The sequence below is a fragment of the Pseudonocardia hierapolitana genome (assembly GCF_007994075.1).
Taxonomy (GTDB): Bacteria; Actinomycetota; Actinomycetes; order Mycobacteriales; family Pseudonocardiaceae; genus Pseudonocardia; species Pseudonocardia hierapolitana.
On sequence record NZ_VIWU01000001.1, the window covers coordinates 4509610 to 4524380 of the forward strand.

Here is a 14771-nt window from a genome sequence, read left to right on the forward strand (position 1 = left end):
TCGCCTTTCCCGCCTGCCCGAGACGATGATGCTGCAGACAGTGGCGACGCGGGGTGACTGCCGTCACCGGACCAGGTCAGAGCGGGTGCGGGACGCGTCGCTAGGGTCGGCGAGGCAGCGGATCTCGCGGGCCCGGCGCCCGCGACGCACAGCGGAGTGGGCAGGGAGAACCCGAGTGGACCTCTACGAGTACCAGGCGAAGGAGCTCTTCGCCGCGCACGGAGTGCCGGTCCTGCCGGGCCGCACGGTCGAGACGGCGGAGGAGGCAGGCGCCGCCGCCGCAGAGCTCGGCACAGCCGTCGTGGTGAAGGCCCAGGTGAAGACCGGTGGGCGGGGCAAGGCGGGCGGCGTGAAGCTGGCCGAGACGCCCGAGGAGGCGAAGGAGAAGGCCGCCGCGATCCTGGGCATGGACATCAAGGGCCACACCGTGCACCAGGTGCTGGTCACCGAGGCGAGCGACATCGCCGAGGAGTACTACTTCTCGTTCCTGCTGGACCGCTCGAACCGCACGTTCCTCGCGATGTGCTCCGCCGAGGGCGGCATGGAGATCGAGCAGCTCGCGGTGGAGCGCCCCGAGGCGCTGGCGCGGGTGCCGGTCGACGCGATCGCCGGTGTGGACCGCGCGAAGGCCGCCGACATCGTGGCCCAGGCGAAGATCCCGGCCGCGGTGGCCGACCAGGCCGTCGACGTCATCGTGAAGCTGTGGGAGACGTTCGTCTCCGAGGACGCCACGCTGGTCGAGGTCAACCCGCTCGTGCGCGACCCGCAGGACAAGGTCGTCGCTCTGGACGGCAAGGTCACCCTGGACGGCAACGCGGACTTCCGGCACCCCGGCCACGCGGACCTGGTGGACCAGCGCACCGAGGACCCGCTCGAGGCCAAGGCGAAGGCCAAGGACCTCAACTACGTCAAGCTCGATGGCGAGGTCGGGATCATCGGCAACGGCGCGGGCCTGGTCATGTCCACGCTCGACGTGGTCGCGTACGCCGGGGAGAAGCACGGCGGGGTGAAGCCGGCGAACTTCCTGGACATCGGTGGTGGGGCCTCGGCCGAGGTGATGGCGGCCGGGCTGGACGTGATCCTGGGTGACCCGGACGTCAAGAGCGTGTTCGTCAACGTGTTCGGTGGGATCACCGCCTGCGACGCGGTGGCCACCGGCATCGTCGAGGCGCTGAAGATCCTGGGCGACGCGGCCACCAAGCCGCTGGTCGTGCGGCTGGACGGCAACAACGTCGTCGAGGGGCGGCGGATCCTCGACGAGGCGAACCACCCCCTGGTCACCCAGGTGGACACGATGGACAACGCGGCTGACAAGGCCGCCGAGCTGGCCGCGGCAGGAGCCTGAGATGTCGATCTTCCTCAACGAGAACAGCAAGGTCATCGTCCAGGGCATGACCGGTGGTGAGGGCACCAAGCACACCACCAAGATGCTGGCCGCCGGCACGAACATCGTCGGTGGTGTGAACGCGCGCAAGGCCGGCACCACGGTGACCATCGGTGGCAAGGACCTCACGGTGTTCGGCACCGTCGAGGAGGCCATCAAGGAGACCGGTGCCGACGTCAGCGTGGTGTTCGTTCCGCCGCGCTTCGCCAAGGACGCGGTGATCGAGGCGATCGACGCCGAGATCCCCCTCGCCGTGGTGATCACCGAGGGCATCCCGGTGCACGACTCGGCCTACTTCTGGGCGCACGCCTGCGCCAAGGGCAACAAGACGCGGATCATCGGCCCGAACTGCCCGGGGATCATCTCGCCCGGGAAGTCGAACGCGGGGATCATCCCGGCCGACATCGCCGGTGCGGGCCCGATCGGGCTGGTGTCCAAGTCCGGGACGTTGACCTACCAGATGATGTACGAGCTGCGGGAGTACGGCTTCTCCACGGCGATCGGCATCGGTGGTGACCCGGTGATCGGCACCACGCACATCGACGCGCTGGAGGCGTTCGAGGCCGACCCGGAGACGCGGGCGATCGTGATGATCGGCGAGATCGGCGGCGACGCCGAGGAGCGCGCCGCGGACTACATCAAGGCCAACGTGAGCAAGCCGGTCGTCGGGTACGTCGCCGGGTTCACCGCGCCCGAGGGCAAGACCATGGGGCACGCCGGTGCGATCGTGTCCGGCTCCGCGGGCACCGCACAGGCCAAGAAGGACGCGCTGGAGGCGGCCGGGGTGAAGGTCGGAAAGACCCCCAGCGAGACCGCCCAGCTGATGAAGGACATCCTCGCCGGGCAGTAGGCGCCGGAGCCGAGTTGCAGCAAGGCCACCTTCCCGCAGCCACGTTGCAGGAAGGTGGCCTTGCTGCATCCGGGGGTTCCGCTACTAATGCGACGGCTGTTGCAATTGGGCTTCGTCTCGGGTACCGTGTCCCCGTGCGCAGCTGACACCTCCTTGCCCGCGTCCGAGGCTCCGCCCGACCGGGTTCCGGTTCGTCCGCGAGGTGTCCGCCCATGTCAACCCCTGCCGTCGTCTGCTCCGGCCTGTCCTTCTCCTGGCCGGACGGGACCCCGGTGCTGCGCGACCTCGACGTCGCGTTCGGCGCCGGCCGCACCGGGATCGTCGGGCTCAACGGGTCCGGCAAGTCCACCCTGCTCCGCCTGGTCGCGGGCAGGCTCGCACCCACCGCGGGGTCGATCAGCACGGCAGGCGACGTCGGCCACCTGCCCCAGGACGTCGCCCTCGACACAGGGCGCACCGTCGCCGAGCTGCTCGGGATCGCCGGGCAGCGGGCGGCGCTGCACGCCGTCGAGGCGGGGGACGCCACGGCGATCGCGGCCGTCGGGGACGGGTGGGACGTCGAGGAACGCGCGGTCGCGGAGCTCGCCCGCCTCGGCCTGCCGACCGATCTCGACCGCCGCGTCGGCACGCTCTCCGGCGGCGAGGTGGTGCTCACCGGGTTGGCCGGCCTGCTCGTGCGCCGACCGGCCGTGGCGTTGCTCGACGAGCCGACCAACAACCTCGACCGCCGGGCCCGCGAGTTGCTCTACGCGGCCGTCTCGGCCTGGCCGGGAGTGCTGCTCGTGGTGAGCCACGACCGGGAGCTGCTCGAGCTCGTCGACGCGATCGCCGAGCTGCGTGGCGGCTCCGTGCGGATGTTCGGCGGAACGCTCTCGGAGTACGAGGCGCAGCTCGCCGCCGAGCAGGAGGCGGCGCGGCGGATCGTGCGGGTGGCCGAGGCGGACCTGCGGCGGGAGCGGCGCCAGCTGGTGGAGGCGCGGATCAAGCTCGCCCGCCGCGTCCGCTACGCCAACACCGACCACGCGAACAAGCGCAAGCCGAAGATCGTGATGAACCAGCGGAGGACCGAGGCCCAGGTCTCCGCGGGCAAGCACCGGATCATGCACGAGCAGCGGCTCGCAGGCGCCCGCCGCGAGCTGCGCACCGCCGAGTCGGCCGTCCGCGACGACGACCGGATCCGCGTCGACCTGCCGCGCACGGCCGTCCCGGCGGGACGCACCGTGCTCGAGGTCGGCGGACTGGTCGTGCGCGGCCCGGAACGGATCGGGCTGCTCGGCGCCAACGGCAGCGGCAAGACCACGCTGCTGCGCAGCCTCGTTCCGGCTGTCCCGCACGCGTACCTGCCGCAGCGGCTGGACGTGCTCGACGACGCGGGGTCGGTGCTCGACAACGTCCGCACCGCCGCGCCGTCCCTCGCGCCGCAGGACGTGCGGGCCGGGCTCGCGAGGTTCCGCGTTCACGGGGACGCCGTCGACCAGCGGGCCGGCACGCTGTCGGGTGGGGAGCGGTTCCGGGTGGTGCTGGCCATGCTGTTGCTCGCCGAACCACCGCCGCAGCTCCTGCTGCTCGACGAGCCGACGAACAACCTCGACCTCGACAGTGTCGAACGCCTCACCGAGGCGCTGGCCGCGTTCCGTGGAACGATCATCGTGGCGAGCCACGACGTCCCGTTCCTGCGGAGGGTGGGTTGCAGCCGGTGGTGGAGCGTCGACGACGGGTTGCAGGAGCTCGTCCATCCGGGGCGGCGCTGATCGCCCGCCGGAGCCGGTACCCGATGGATGGACTACGTTCGGTTGCACCGCCTGCGCTGGACCGCGGGAGTCCGCACGGAGGGAGATTCCTTGTGAGCGAGCGTGCGAGCGAATCATGGGCGCACCGCCTTGGGCGAATGCCCGCGACGAGCGTCAGCGAGGAGTCGGAATGAGCCAGCAGCCGGGAGCCCAGGGGCCCGGGCAGCCCACGCCGTCCGCATCGCCGTCCCCGTCGGCTCCGCAGGCTTCCGGATCCCCGGCAGCCCCTGCCTCGAGCTCCGAGCCGGCGACCACCACGCCGGAGGCGCCTCAGCTCGCTCCCGGCCCGGCGCGGCTGCTGGTGCTCGCCACCGCAGGACTCGGCGTCGTGATCTACGTGCTCAGCTTCGTCGAGACGGGGCTCGCGGGCAGCCTCATCGGGTTCCTGCTGCTCGGTGGCGGGTTGCTCGCCTGCACGGCCCTGCTGCCGAAGGTGGGGCGGGTGCTCGTGCCCGCCGCGGTGAGCGTGGTCACCGGCACGCTGTTCCTGCTGCAGGCGGTCACCCAGGGCGGGGCGTCCACCACCGCGATCATCGCGCTCGTGCTGGCGTTCCTCCAGGCGGTGGCCGTGATCGGGGCCGTGCTGCTCGACGCGGGCCTGGTCAAGGCGCCCGCGCCGCGGCCCCGCGCCCCGCAGGGATACGCCCAGCCGGGTGCGTACGGCCAGTACCCGCCGGGGTACGGCCAGCCGGGCGGGTACGGGCAGTACCCGCCGGGGCAACCGGGCTACGGGGCGCCCGGCTACGGCCAGCCCGGGCAGTACGGCCAGCAGCCCGGCTACGGACAGCAGCCCGGCTACGGGCAACAGGGTTTCGGCGCCCCCGGCGGTTTCGGTCAGCAGCAGCCGCAGGCCGGTGCACGTCCCGCAGGAGCGCCGAGCTGGTACGGCGGCCCCACCGAGGGCGACACGCCGAGCGCCCCCGGCACTCCCGTGGGATCGGGCACCCCGGGCGAACCCACCACCGCCATCCCGCAGGCGAACCAGCCGGCGCGCCCCGACGACGGTGACGCCGAGAAGACCAGCGTCGACCAGACCCGGATCATCAAGCAGCCGGGTGACCAGGGCGGCCCGTCGAACAACCCGCCCGGGGCCTTCTAGTCCACGACCGTGGATCCGGTGTCCCCCGGCGAGCCTGCTCCACCCGGGCGGGTAGCGCTGCGACCCTGGGTGGGTGACGCGCACCCTCGCCGGCACGGACCACGATCCGACGCCCGATCCTGAGCCCGGGCCCGCCGCGAGCGGGCTCGAGGGTGGAGTCGAGGGCCTCGACCGGCTGCGGCTCCTGCTGGCCGGGGCGATGGGCACCGTGCTGCTCAGCTATGCCCTGCTCGTGCCTGCCGCCGCCGTGGTGATCTTCACGGCGGGCGGCGCCCTCTCGATCGACGGCGCGTTCGCCCCCGCGATCCCGCTCTGGCTCGCGGCGCACCAGATCCCACTCGTGCTGGAGGGTCAACCGCTCAGCGTGCTGCCCCTCCTCCCGACCGCCGGTGTCGCCGCGGTGATCGCGCTGGGTGCGGGTTGGACGGCGGGCAGGCTCGGTGGCAGGCCGCGGCACGACGCGGGCGCCGTGCTCGTGGCGGTCGCGGGCGCCCACGCCGCGGTTGCGGTTCTGGGCAGCGCATTGCTGCCGCGGGCCACGGAGGTCGCCGTTGCGCCGTGGTCCGCGATGGTCGGGGGTGGGCTCGTCTCCGGCTTGGCGGCCGCCGTGGGCGTGCTGCGGGCGTGCGGGCTGGCCGCGGACGTGGCGGCTCGGGTGCCCGGGTGGATGCCCGCGGCCATGCGCGGCACGGCGGTCGCGCTCACCGGGCTCGCGTTCACCGGGGCCACCGTCCTGCTGGCCGGTCTGGCCCTGCAGGCAGGCACGGTCGCCTCGGCCTACGCGCGGCTGGCCCCCGGATTCGGTGCCGCGGTCGGCGTGACGTTCCTGGCGATCGCCTACCTGCCCAACGCCGTGATCGGCGGGCTCAGCTGGGCGCTCGGCCCGGGGATCACGGTAGGCGCCGCCACGGCGTCCCCGTTCGTCGCGAGCACCACGGCGCCGTCGAGCTTCCCGCTGCTCGCCGCGTTGCCGAGCGGCGTGCCGCCTGCGTGGGCGCTCACGGTGTTCCTGCTGCCGCTCGGCGTCGGCCTGCTGGCAGGCCTCACGTGCCGCCGCGCGGCGCCCCCCGGGCACCGGTTCTCGGCGGCGCTCGCCACCACCGGTTCCACCGCCGTCCTCGTCGGGCTGCTCGCGTTCCTGACGGGTGGCCGCCTGGCCACCGGCCCGTTCGACCCGGTGCGGCTGCCCGTCGAGCTGTTGGTGCCGGCGGTGCTGCTGTGGGTCGGGGTGCCCATCATGCTTCTCGCGGTGCTCCGGCCGGACGCCGCGCCGAGCGCCGCTGTACCGGCCGGCGTCGATGCCCCGGGCGCCGCTGAGCCGGGCGCCGCTGAGCCGGGCGCCGCTGAGCCGGGCGCCGCTGAGCCGGGCGCCGCTGAGCCGGGCGCCGCTGAGCCGGGCGCCGCTGAGCCGGGCGCCGCTCCTCCCGAGGACACGACCGAGGACGAGCGGTCCGAGGCAGGCGAGACGGTGGCCGAATCCCCTGGTGGGGACGACGCCGATCAGGCGGCCGGCACCCCGGAGGGCGACGGCGACCGAGCCGATGCCGACGGCGAACAGGCCGCCGATCGGGGCGAGGACGACGGCGAGGGCGACGGCGAGGGCGACGGCGAGGGCGACGGCGAGGGCGACGCAGACTCCGCGGCGACGGACGACTCCGGGGCCGAGGACGACTCCGGGGCCGAGGACCCCGACCCGCCGCCCCGTTCGCCGGACTCACCGCGCTCGGACGCCGAACCCGCCGGGAAGGCGCAGGCGGAGCAGGGCGTGAAGGCCGGTGAGGGGTCGGGGGAGGAGCCGTCCGGGCGCGCCGTCCGGCCCCGCGATGCCGGTGCCCGACGTCGCCGGCGCGGAGACGGCCCCGAACGGGCCGCCCCGCGGCGCATCCCGGCGGCCCGCCGTTCCCCGGAGCCTGACGCGCAGCCGTCCCGTCGCCGCTGGTGGAGGCGGGCGGAGCCGCATGTGGAGGCGACTGCCTCCGTCCCGGATCAGCGCGGCCCGCAGACCGTGGCCGACCTCGTCGCCCAGCGGGCCGATGAGGCCGCGGAGCGGGAGGACGGCGAGCGCCGCGACGGCTCCTCGTGACGCGTCTGGAGGATCCGAAGGCGGTGTGACCTGCACCTCCGCTTACCCTTGACACCGTCAGAGGCGATTTCCCGACCCCTCGAGGAGCTCCCGCGTGCCCGCGTCCCCGAGCCGTTCGTACCGGGTCGAGATCCCCGTCCCGGCCAGGGTCGTGGTCCTCGTCTCCGGGTCGGGCACCCTCCTGCAGGCGCTCCTCGACGCGGCCGCCGAGCCCGGTTACCCGGCGCAGGTGGTGGCCGTCGGGGCCGATCGCGACGGGATCGAGGGCCTCGCGCGGGCCCGGCGCGCCGGCGTCGCGACGTTCACGGTGCGGGTCGCCGACCACGCCGCCCGCGCCGACTGGGACGCCGCCATCGCCAAGGCCGTCGCCGAGCACCGCCCGGACCTCGTGGTGAGCGCCGGCTTCATGAAGATCCTCGGTCCGGACTTCCTCGCGAACGTCGGCAGCCCGATGATCAACACGCACCCCGCGCTGCTGCCGGCCTTCCCCGGCGTCCGCGGGGTGGCCGACGCGCTGGCCTACGGGGTGAAGGTCACCGGCGCCACCGTGCACATCGTCGACGACGGCGTGGACACCGGGCCGGTGCTCGCCCAGAGCGCGGTACCCGTCGAGCCCGGTGACACCGTCGACACGCTGCACGAACGCATCAAGATCGAGGAGCGGCGGCTGCTGGTCGGCGCCGTCGCCGCGCTGGCCCGGGAAGGGGCCACCGTGACCGGACGAGAGGTGACCATTCCGTGAGCGAGCGGCGTCCCGTGAACCGGGCCCTGATCAGCGTCTACGACAAGACCGGGCTCGCGGAGCTGGCCGCGGGCCTGCACGCGCTCGGTGTCGAGATCGTCTCCACCGGCTCCACGGCGCAGCGGATCGCCGACGCCGGGGTCCCGGTCACGCCGGTCGAGCAGCTCACCGGGTTCCCGGAGTGCCTGGACGGCCGGGTGAAGACGCTCCACCCGCGCGTGCACGCGGGCCTGCTCGCCGACACGCACAACCCGGCGCACGTCGCCCAGCTCGAGGAGCTGGGGATCGCACCGTTCGACCTGCTCGTGTCGAACCTGTACCCGTTCACCGAGACCGTCGCCTCGGGTGCCACGTCCGCGGAGTGCGTCGAGCAGATCGACATCGGCGGGCCTGCGATGGTCCGCGCGTCGGCGAAGAACCACGACAGCGTCGCCGTCGTCGTCGAGCCGGCGCGCTACGACTGGGTGCTCGAGCAGGTGAAGAACGGCGGGTTCGCCTTGGACGACCGGCGGTCGCTCGCCGCGGCGGCGTTCCGGCACACCGCGACGTACGACGTGGCCGTGGCGTCCTGGATGGGCAGCGTGCTCGCCCCCGAAGCGGGCTCGGGCGTGTTCCCGGCCTGGGTCGGTGCCACCTGGGACCGCGCCGCGACGCTGCGCTACGGCGAGAACCCGCACCAGCAGGCCGCGCTGTACGTCTCCGGGCGGCCCGGTCTCGCGGCGGCCGAGCAGCTGCACGGCAAGGAGATGTCCTACAACAACTACGTCGACGCCGACGCCGCATGGCGCGCCGCGCACGACCACGACGGGCCGTGCGTCGCGATCATCAAGCACGCCAACCCGTGCGGTATCGCGGTCGGCGCCGACGTCGCCGAGGCGCACCGGCTGGCGCACGCCACCGACCCCGTCAGCGCGTTCGGGGGCGTGATCGCGACGAACACCGAGGTCAGCGTCGCGATGGCCGAGCAGGTGGCGGAGGTGTTCACCGAGGTCGTGGTGGCGTCCGGCTACGCGGATGGCGCGCTCGAGGTGCTCACGCAGAAGAAGAACATCCGCGTGCTGCGGCTGCCGGACGTGGTCGAGCGGCGGGGTGCCGAGCTGCGGCCGATATCGGGTGGGCTGCTGCTGCAGCAGCGCGACGCCCTGGACGCCGCAGGCGACGACCCGGCGACGTGGACGCTCGCCACCGGCGAGCCGGTGCCGGACGATGTGCTCGCCGACCTCGCGTTCGCGTGGAGGGCGTGCCGGTCGGTGAAGTCGAACGCGATCCTGCTCGCGTCCGGCGGTGCCGCGGTCGGGATCGGGATGGGGCAGGTCAACCGGGTCGACTCGTGCCGGCTCGCGGTGCAGCGCGCCGGCGACCGCGCCCGCGGCTCGGTCGCGGCCTCCGACGCCTACTTCCCGTTCGCGGACGGGCTCGAGGTGCTGCTCGAGGCGGGGGTGCGGGCCGTCGTGCAGCCCGGTGGCTCCGTGCGCGACCAGCTGTCGATCGACGCGGCCGCGGCGGCGGGCGTGTCCATGTACTTCACGGGCACCCGGCACTTCGCGCACTGAACTCGGTCGCGGGCGGTGCCGTGATCACCAGGTGAGCAACGGACAGGTCGCTCGGGCCGGCGAGATCCGGCGCACCGGCGGTACCGGCGTCGGGCCGGAAAACCGGTCGCGGCCATCGGTAGCGTGATCGTCATGGGTGCATCCATACGGCCGTGGCGCGACGCTCGGGCGCCACGCAGCTGATCTCCTTCTTCGGGTTCTTCCCGCGCTGCGCGCGCCCGATCCGGACCACCGTCCCGATCGATGCGAAGCGCAGGTTCTCTCATGCCCTCATCCTCCCGCCGCGCCGTCGGCGGCCGGCACGAACTCGGCCAGAACCTCCTGGTCGACCAGCGCGTGGTCGCGCGCATCGCCGCGCTCGTGCCACCCGGCCCCGTACTGGAGCTGGGCGCCGGTGACGGCGCGCTGACCCGGCGACTCGCCCGGCGCGAGGAGGCCGTCACCGCCGTCGAGCTCGACCCCGCCCGCGTCGCCGGGCTGCGCCGGACCCTCGGCGGCCGCGTCCGCGTCGTCCACGCCGACATGCTGCGGGTCCGGGCCACCGCCCCGAACGTCGTCTCCAACGTCCCGTTCGGGGTCACGACGCCGGTGCTGCGGCACCTGCTCCGGCAGCGGGCGTGGACCACCGCCGTGCTCCTGCTGCAGTGGGAGGTCGCCCGCAAGCGCGCGGCGGTCGGCGGCACCACGCTGCTCACGGCGAGCTGGTGGCCCTGGTACGAGTTCGACCTCGCAGGCCGCGTGCCCGCATCCGCGTTCCGGCCGCGTCCGAGCGTCGACGGTGGCATCCTCCTGATCCGGAGGCGGGAGGTGCCGCTCGTGCCGCTCGCGGAGCGCGGGCCGTACCAGCGGCTGGTTGCGGAGGCGTTCCGCGGCGACCGGCTGCTCCCCGCGATCCGGGGGCTGGTACCCGCCTCACGCAGGTGGCTCACGGCGCAGGGCCTGACCAGGTGGACGCGCCCGGGCGAGCTGAACGCCGAGCGGTGGGCCGCCCTGTACCGCGGCGCCGTGGAGCTGCGGCGCCGTGGAGCTGCGACACCGGGGAGCCGCGATGCCCGGGCTTGAGAGTGGGCGCACCCTCCGCTAGAGTCGAACACGCGTTCGATACCGCCTTCCCCGCGGTCTGGACTTGGGGAGGCATGCGTGGGTGTACGTGCTGTCGCTGCCGGGCACCGGCCCGACTCGACCGGTCGGCTCGAGCTCGCCCGCGGGCTGCTGCGGCGCATGGAGGACCGGTCGGCGGCGGTGCGGGCGGTGCCCGTACCGGAGTCGGACGGCCGGTTGCTCCCGGTGGCCGAGCCGCTCGCCCGGCTGCTGCCGGCGGGAGGGTTGCGCCGCGGCTCCACGGTCGCTCTCCCGCCTGCGCCCGCCGCCACGTCGTTGCTGCTCGCGCTGCTCGCGGAGGCATCTTCGGGGGGAGCGTGGACGGCCGTGGTCGGCAGGCCGGGGCTGGGGCTGGTGGCAGCGGCAGAGGCGGGGGTGCGGCTGGAGCGGCTCGCGCTGGTCCCTGAACCGGGGCCCGATCTGATGGCCGTCACCGTCGCCCTGCTCGACGGGATGGACGTCGTCGCGGTCGCGGGTGCCGAGCGGGCCGGGATTCGTGCGGCCGAGCGGCAACGGCTGGCGGCCCGGGCGCGGCAGCGCGGCACGGTGCTGGTGGCGCTCGGGCCGTGGCCGGGCGCCGACCTCGAGCTGAGCTGCACCGACGTGGGGTGGCAGGGGCTGGGCGCCGGGGCAGGGCGGCTGAGGGCGCGGCAGGTCCGGGTGCGCCTGCGCGGGCGGGGCGTGGCCACCGGTGGACGGTCGGGCGACATGTTGCTGCCGGCGTCCGGTGGCGCGGTGGCCCTCGCGCCGGAAAGCCCGGTGGCCCGCGCGGAGCAGGTGGATCGAGTGGCGGGATGAAGGCGCCCTCGCACAGCGGGATCGGCGCGCCGAGTGAGGTCGTCGCAGAGCCCGTGGGCCCGGTGAGGGCCTCATCCGGCGAGCAGGCCGGGGCCACGCGGGTGCTCGCGCTGTGGTCGCCCGACTGGCCGGTCACCGCGGCGGCCATGGCGGCGCACATCCCGCCCCACCGGCCCGCGGCGGTGATCGTCGCCAACCGGGTGCTCGCGTGCTCGGCGGTGGCCAGGGCGCAGGGGGTGCGGCGCGGGTTGCGCAGGCGGGAGGCGCAGGCGCGGTGCCCCGACCTCGCCGTGCTCGGGCGCGACCCCGACCGCGACGCCCGCGCGTTCGAGCCGGTCGTCGCCGCCGTCGAGGAGGTGGCGCCGGGGGTGGAGGTGGTCCGGCCCGGGCTGGTGGCGCTGGGCGCGCAGGGGCCGGTGGGCTGGTTCGGCGGGGAGCAGGAGGCCGCGGTCGCCCTCGTCGACCAGGTCGCCGCCCGCACCGGCGTCGAGAGCCAGGTGGGGGTGGCCGACGGGCTGTTCGCCGCGGTGCTCGCGGCCCGGCGGGCACTGGCCGTCGCGCCGGGCGACACCCCGGCCTTCCTGGCCCCGCTCGGCGTCGAGGAGCTGGACCGCGAGCCCGACGTCGACCGGTCCGAGCTGGTCGGGCTGCTGCGCCGCCTCGGGCTGCGCAGCCTGGGGGCGTTCGCCGCGCTCGACGCCGAGGACGTCGCCTCCCGGTTCGGGGCCGACGCCGTGCACTGCCACCGGCTCGCGCGCGGCCTCGACCCACGTCCTCCGGTGCGCCGCACCCCGCCGGAGGAGCTCGCGGTGGAGGTCGAGCTGGACCCGCCCGTCGACCGGGTCGACGCTGCCGCCTTCGCCGCCCGCGGGCTCGCCGAGCGGCTGCACCGCACGCTGGCCTCGCACGGCCTCTCGTGCACCCGGCTCGGCGTCGCCGCCCACACCGTGGGCGGGGAGGAGCTGCACCGGATCTGGCGGTGCGCCGAGCCGCTCACCCCGGCCGGCACCGTCGATCGCGTCCGCTGGCAGCTGGACGCCTGGCTCACCCGCCGCAGGCGCTCCGGCGACCTCCCCGAGGAGGCGGCCGACGGCGCGGTGGCCCGCCTCCGGCTGGTGCCGGAGGAGACCGTCACCGCGGGGGCCCTGCAGATGGGCCTGTGGGGCGACGTCGGGGAGTCCGACGAGCGTGCCGGGCGCGCGCTGGTGCGGGTGCAGGCGCTGCTCGGGCCGGAGTCGGTGGTCACCGCCGTGCTGGTGGGCGGGCGGGACCCTGCGGAGCAGGTCCGTCTCGTCCCGTGGGGCGACGACCGCGACGTGGGCCCCGACCTCGGATCGCACGAGCGACACTCCCGTCCCGATCCGTCGGGCGAGAGTGCCGCCCGCCCGCCGGGTGCGGGGCGGACATGGGCGAGTTCCGGGGAGTCGAGCGACGTCGCGCCGGCCGGGTGGCCGGAGGACGTCGTGCGCCACACCGGCCGGGTCTCCGCGGCCGACCTGCCCGAGGCGGAGCGCATGCGCACCAGCAACCGGCGTAGGCGGGTTCCGGCACCCCGCCGTCCCGCCGGCCGCTCCACACCCCGCGAGCCCCCGCCGTCGTGGCCGGGCCGGCTCCCCGCGCCGTCGCCGGCCACGGTGCCACCGCAGCCCCTCCCGGCCGAGCTGACCGCCGCCGACGGCAGCCCGATCCTGCTCCGTGCGCCCGATCTGCTCTTCGGGTTGCCGGGGTCCGTCGCGGTCGACGGCGGCGCGCCGCGGCGCGTGCAGGGGTGGGCCGGGCCGTGGCCGGTGCAGCAGCGGTGGTGGGCGACGGGCCGTACCGAGGCGAGCCGGTTGCAGCTCGCCCTCGACGACGGCGGGGCCTTGCTGCTCCTCTTCCGGGACGGGAGGTGGTGGGTCATCGGCGAATACGACTGACACCGCTTGCTCGGCGCCGGCGGCCGATCACCCCGCGGCCAGTTCCTCCGTGGAGAGCGCGAAGCGGGCCAGCGTGGCGGCGAAGGCGTCGGTGTTGCGGTCGAGGGCGGTGCGGTCGATCGTCTCCAGGCGGTCGCAGACCTGGTGGTAGCAGCGGTCGTACGCCTCGCCCGCGGTACCGCCCCAGCGCTCCGCCTCCTCGGGCGACTTGGTCTCCTCGGCGCCGGTGAACAGCCCGCCGGAAGGGATGCCCCGCTCGATGAAGGGCCCGTAGTCGGAGCGGCCGCTGAAGTCGGTGCCGGCGGCCTGCACACCCGCGGCGGCCAGGCCTTCGACGAGCGCTCGCTCGATGGCGGCCGAGCCGCGCGGGCCGGGGCCGTCGCCTTCGCGGTCGGAGTCGTCGCCGTCGTAGACGAGGTAGCCGGCGTTCGGCGAGCCGACCATGTCGAGGTTGAGGTACAGCGCGATCCGGTTGCGCTCCTCCTCGGTGAGCCCCTGTACGTACGTGGTGGAGCCCACGAGGCCGACCTCCTCGGCGCCCCAGAAGGCGAAGCGCACGGCGTTCGTCGCAGGCGGGGCCGCGCCGAGCCGGACGGCCGTCTCCAGCAACGTGGCCACGCCGGACCCGTTGTCGTTGACGCCCGGCCCCTCGGGCACCGAGTCGAGGTGCGCGCCCGCGACGACCACCTCGTCCGGGTTCCCGGTGCGGGTCTGGGCGATCACGTTCCGGCTCGGGGTCTCCCGGATCGTGGTCACGAGCGTCAGCGTGACGTTCGCACCCGCCCGACCGGCGAGCGCGTCGCCCGCCGAGCGGGTCACGCCGCCCGCGGGCACCACCCCGGTGGCGGTCTCGCCGAGGGTGCCGTCGTCCAGCGGCGCGTCCTCGTTGTTGATCACGATCAGGCCGACGGCGCCTGCCGCGGCCGCATGCGTCGCCTTCTGCGCGAACGTGCACGTGCCCCGCCGGACGAGGGCCACCGAGCCGGGCGTGACGGCGGAGGCGTCGGCCGGGGCGCAGCCCTCACCCACCATCAGGGCGAGCGGCCCGGTGACGCCGCCCTCCGGCGTGGTGGGTGAGAAGCCGAGCGCCACGATCGGCACCGGCTCGCCGTCCACCGCGAGCTGTGCCTGCTGCACCTCGAACCGCCGGGCGTTGAACATCGGCGTCTGCACGTCGTAGCCTGCGCCGCGCAGCACACCCACGACGTGGTCGACGCTCGCGTCGTAGCCGGGGGTGCCGAGGGCCCGGTTGCCGCCGTTCGCGTCGGCGATGCGCTGCAGCTCGGTGAGATGCGTGAGCGCGCCCTCGCCGCTGACCTCCTCGACCAGCCGGGACGGCAGCCCCGGATCGGGCGCGGGTGGCGCCGGTTGCGCAGGTGTCGAGGCGGGCGGCGCGCTGCACGCCATCGCCGCGATCGCAACCAGCACCAGCGTCCGGACCGTCCGCATGTCCGG

At 74.8% G+C, this 14771-nt stretch carries 10 protein-coding genes and 2 pseudogenes; 10 read left to right on the plus strand and 2 right to left on the minus strand.

Going from position 1 to position 14771, the window contains the following annotated elements; translation table 11 throughout:
• Positions 1-175 precede the first annotated feature (175 nt).
• The 5 genes and pseudogenes from sucC to FHX44_RS43360 all read left to right on the plus strand — a co-directional run.
• Positions 176-1345: an ADP-forming succinate--CoA ligase subunit beta gene (gene sucC / locus FHX44_RS21470; RefSeq protein WP_147257435.1), complete on the plus strand. Its 1170-nt coding sequence runs from the start codon at positions 176-178 to the stop codon at positions 1343-1345.
• 1 nt (position 1346) lies between these two features.
• Positions 1347-2234 carry a succinate--CoA ligase subunit alpha gene (gene sucD, locus FHX44_RS21475; RefSeq protein WP_147257436.1) on the plus strand — a complete coding sequence of 296 codons (888 nt, stop codon included), beginning with the start codon at positions 1347-1349 and terminating at the stop codon, positions 2232-2234.
• Between the two features lie 212 nt (positions 2235-2446).
• Entirely contained in the window at positions 2447-3985 is a 1539-nt protein-coding gene (locus FHX44_RS21480) for an ABC-F family ATP-binding cassette domain-containing protein (protein ID WP_147257437.1), read from the plus strand.
• Positions 3986-4154: 169 nt separating this feature from the next.
• The gene (locus tag FHX44_RS42235) at positions 4155-5123 is read left to right on the plus strand and encodes a DUF5336 domain-containing protein (protein WP_170308982.1); all 969 of its coding nucleotides are present in this window, start codon (positions 4155-4157) and stop codon (positions 5121-5123) included.
• A gap of 199 nt (positions 5124-5322) precedes the next feature.
• Positions 5323-6357: pseudogene (locus FHX44_RS43360) on the plus strand (cell division protein PerM); the annotation flags it as partial.
• Between the two features lie 126 nt (positions 6358-6483).
• Here FHX44_RS43360 and FHX44_RS43365 read toward each other — a convergent pair.
• Positions 6484-6690: pseudogene (locus tag FHX44_RS43365) on the minus strand (pentapeptide repeat-containing protein); the annotation flags it as partial.
• A gap of 610 nt (positions 6691-7300) precedes the next feature.
• On the opposite strand from FHX44_RS43365, the gene purN reads away from it, so the two are divergent.
• From purN to FHX44_RS21515, 5 genes are all read left to right on the plus strand, one after another.
• Positions 7301-7948 (plus strand): phosphoribosylglycinamide formyltransferase, encoded by a 648-nt coding sequence (gene purN, locus FHX44_RS21495; protein WP_147257438.1) that lies wholly within the window; start codon positions 7301-7303, stop codon positions 7946-7948.
• Positions 7945-9501 carry a bifunctional phosphoribosylaminoimidazolecarboxamide formyltransferase/IMP cyclohydrolase gene (gene purH, locus FHX44_RS21500; protein ID WP_147257439.1) on the plus strand — a complete coding sequence of 519 codons (1557 nt, stop codon included), beginning with the start codon at positions 7945-7947 and terminating at the stop codon, positions 9499-9501. Before purN ends, purH begins: the two co-directional genes overlap by 4 nt.
• A 264-nt stretch (positions 9502-9765) precedes the next feature.
• A complete protein-coding gene (locus FHX44_RS21505) occupies positions 9766-10563 on the plus strand; it encodes a ribosomal RNA small subunit methyltransferase A (RefSeq protein WP_212612578.1) in 798 nt (265 codons plus the stop codon).
• Positions 10564-10641: 78 nt separating this feature from the next.
• Positions 10642-11400, plus strand: coding sequence for a hypothetical protein (locus FHX44_RS21510; protein ID WP_147257441.1), 759 nt, complete (start codon positions 10642-10644; stop codon positions 11398-11400).
• Positions 11401-11546: 146 nt separating this feature from the next.
• Entirely contained in the window at positions 11547-13316 is a 1770-nt protein-coding gene (locus tag FHX44_RS21515; RefSeq protein ID WP_246170985.1) for a DNA polymerase Y family protein, read from the plus strand.
• A 27-nt stretch (positions 13317-13343) separates the two neighbouring features.
• On the opposite strand, the gene FHX44_RS21520 is transcribed toward FHX44_RS21515, so the two are convergent.
• Entirely contained in the window at positions 13344-14765 is a 1422-nt protein-coding gene (locus FHX44_RS21520) for a M28 family metallopeptidase (RefSeq protein WP_212612579.1), read from the minus strand.
• Between the last annotated feature and the right edge of the window lie 6 nt (positions 14766-14771).

Bases quoted from the DNA above. Each gene is read 5' to 3' on its own strand.
- sucD (WP_147257436.1), top strand. From the start codon at position 1,347: ATGTCGATCTTCCTCAACGAGAACAGCAAGGTCATCGTCCAGGGCATG.
- FHX44_RS21480 (WP_147257437.1), top strand. From the start codon at position 2,447: ATGTCAACCCCTGCCGTCGTCTGCTCCGGCCTGTCCTTCTCCTGGCCG.
- FHX44_RS42235 (WP_170308982.1), top strand. From the start codon at position 4,155: ATGAGCCAGCAGCCGGGAGCCCAGGGGCCCGGGCAGCCCACGCCGTCC.
- FHX44_RS21505 (WP_212612578.1), top strand. From the start codon at position 9,766: ATGCCCTCATCCTCCCGCCGCGCCGTCGGCGGCCGGCACGAACTCGGC.
- FHX44_RS21515 (WP_246170985.1), top strand. From the start codon at position 11,547: ATGGCGGCGCACATCCCGCCCCACCGGCCCGCGGCGGTGATCGTCGCC.
- FHX44_RS21520 (WP_212612579.1), bottom strand. From the start codon at position 14,765: ATGCGGACGGTCCGGACGCTGGTGCTGGTTGCGATCGCGGCGATGGCG.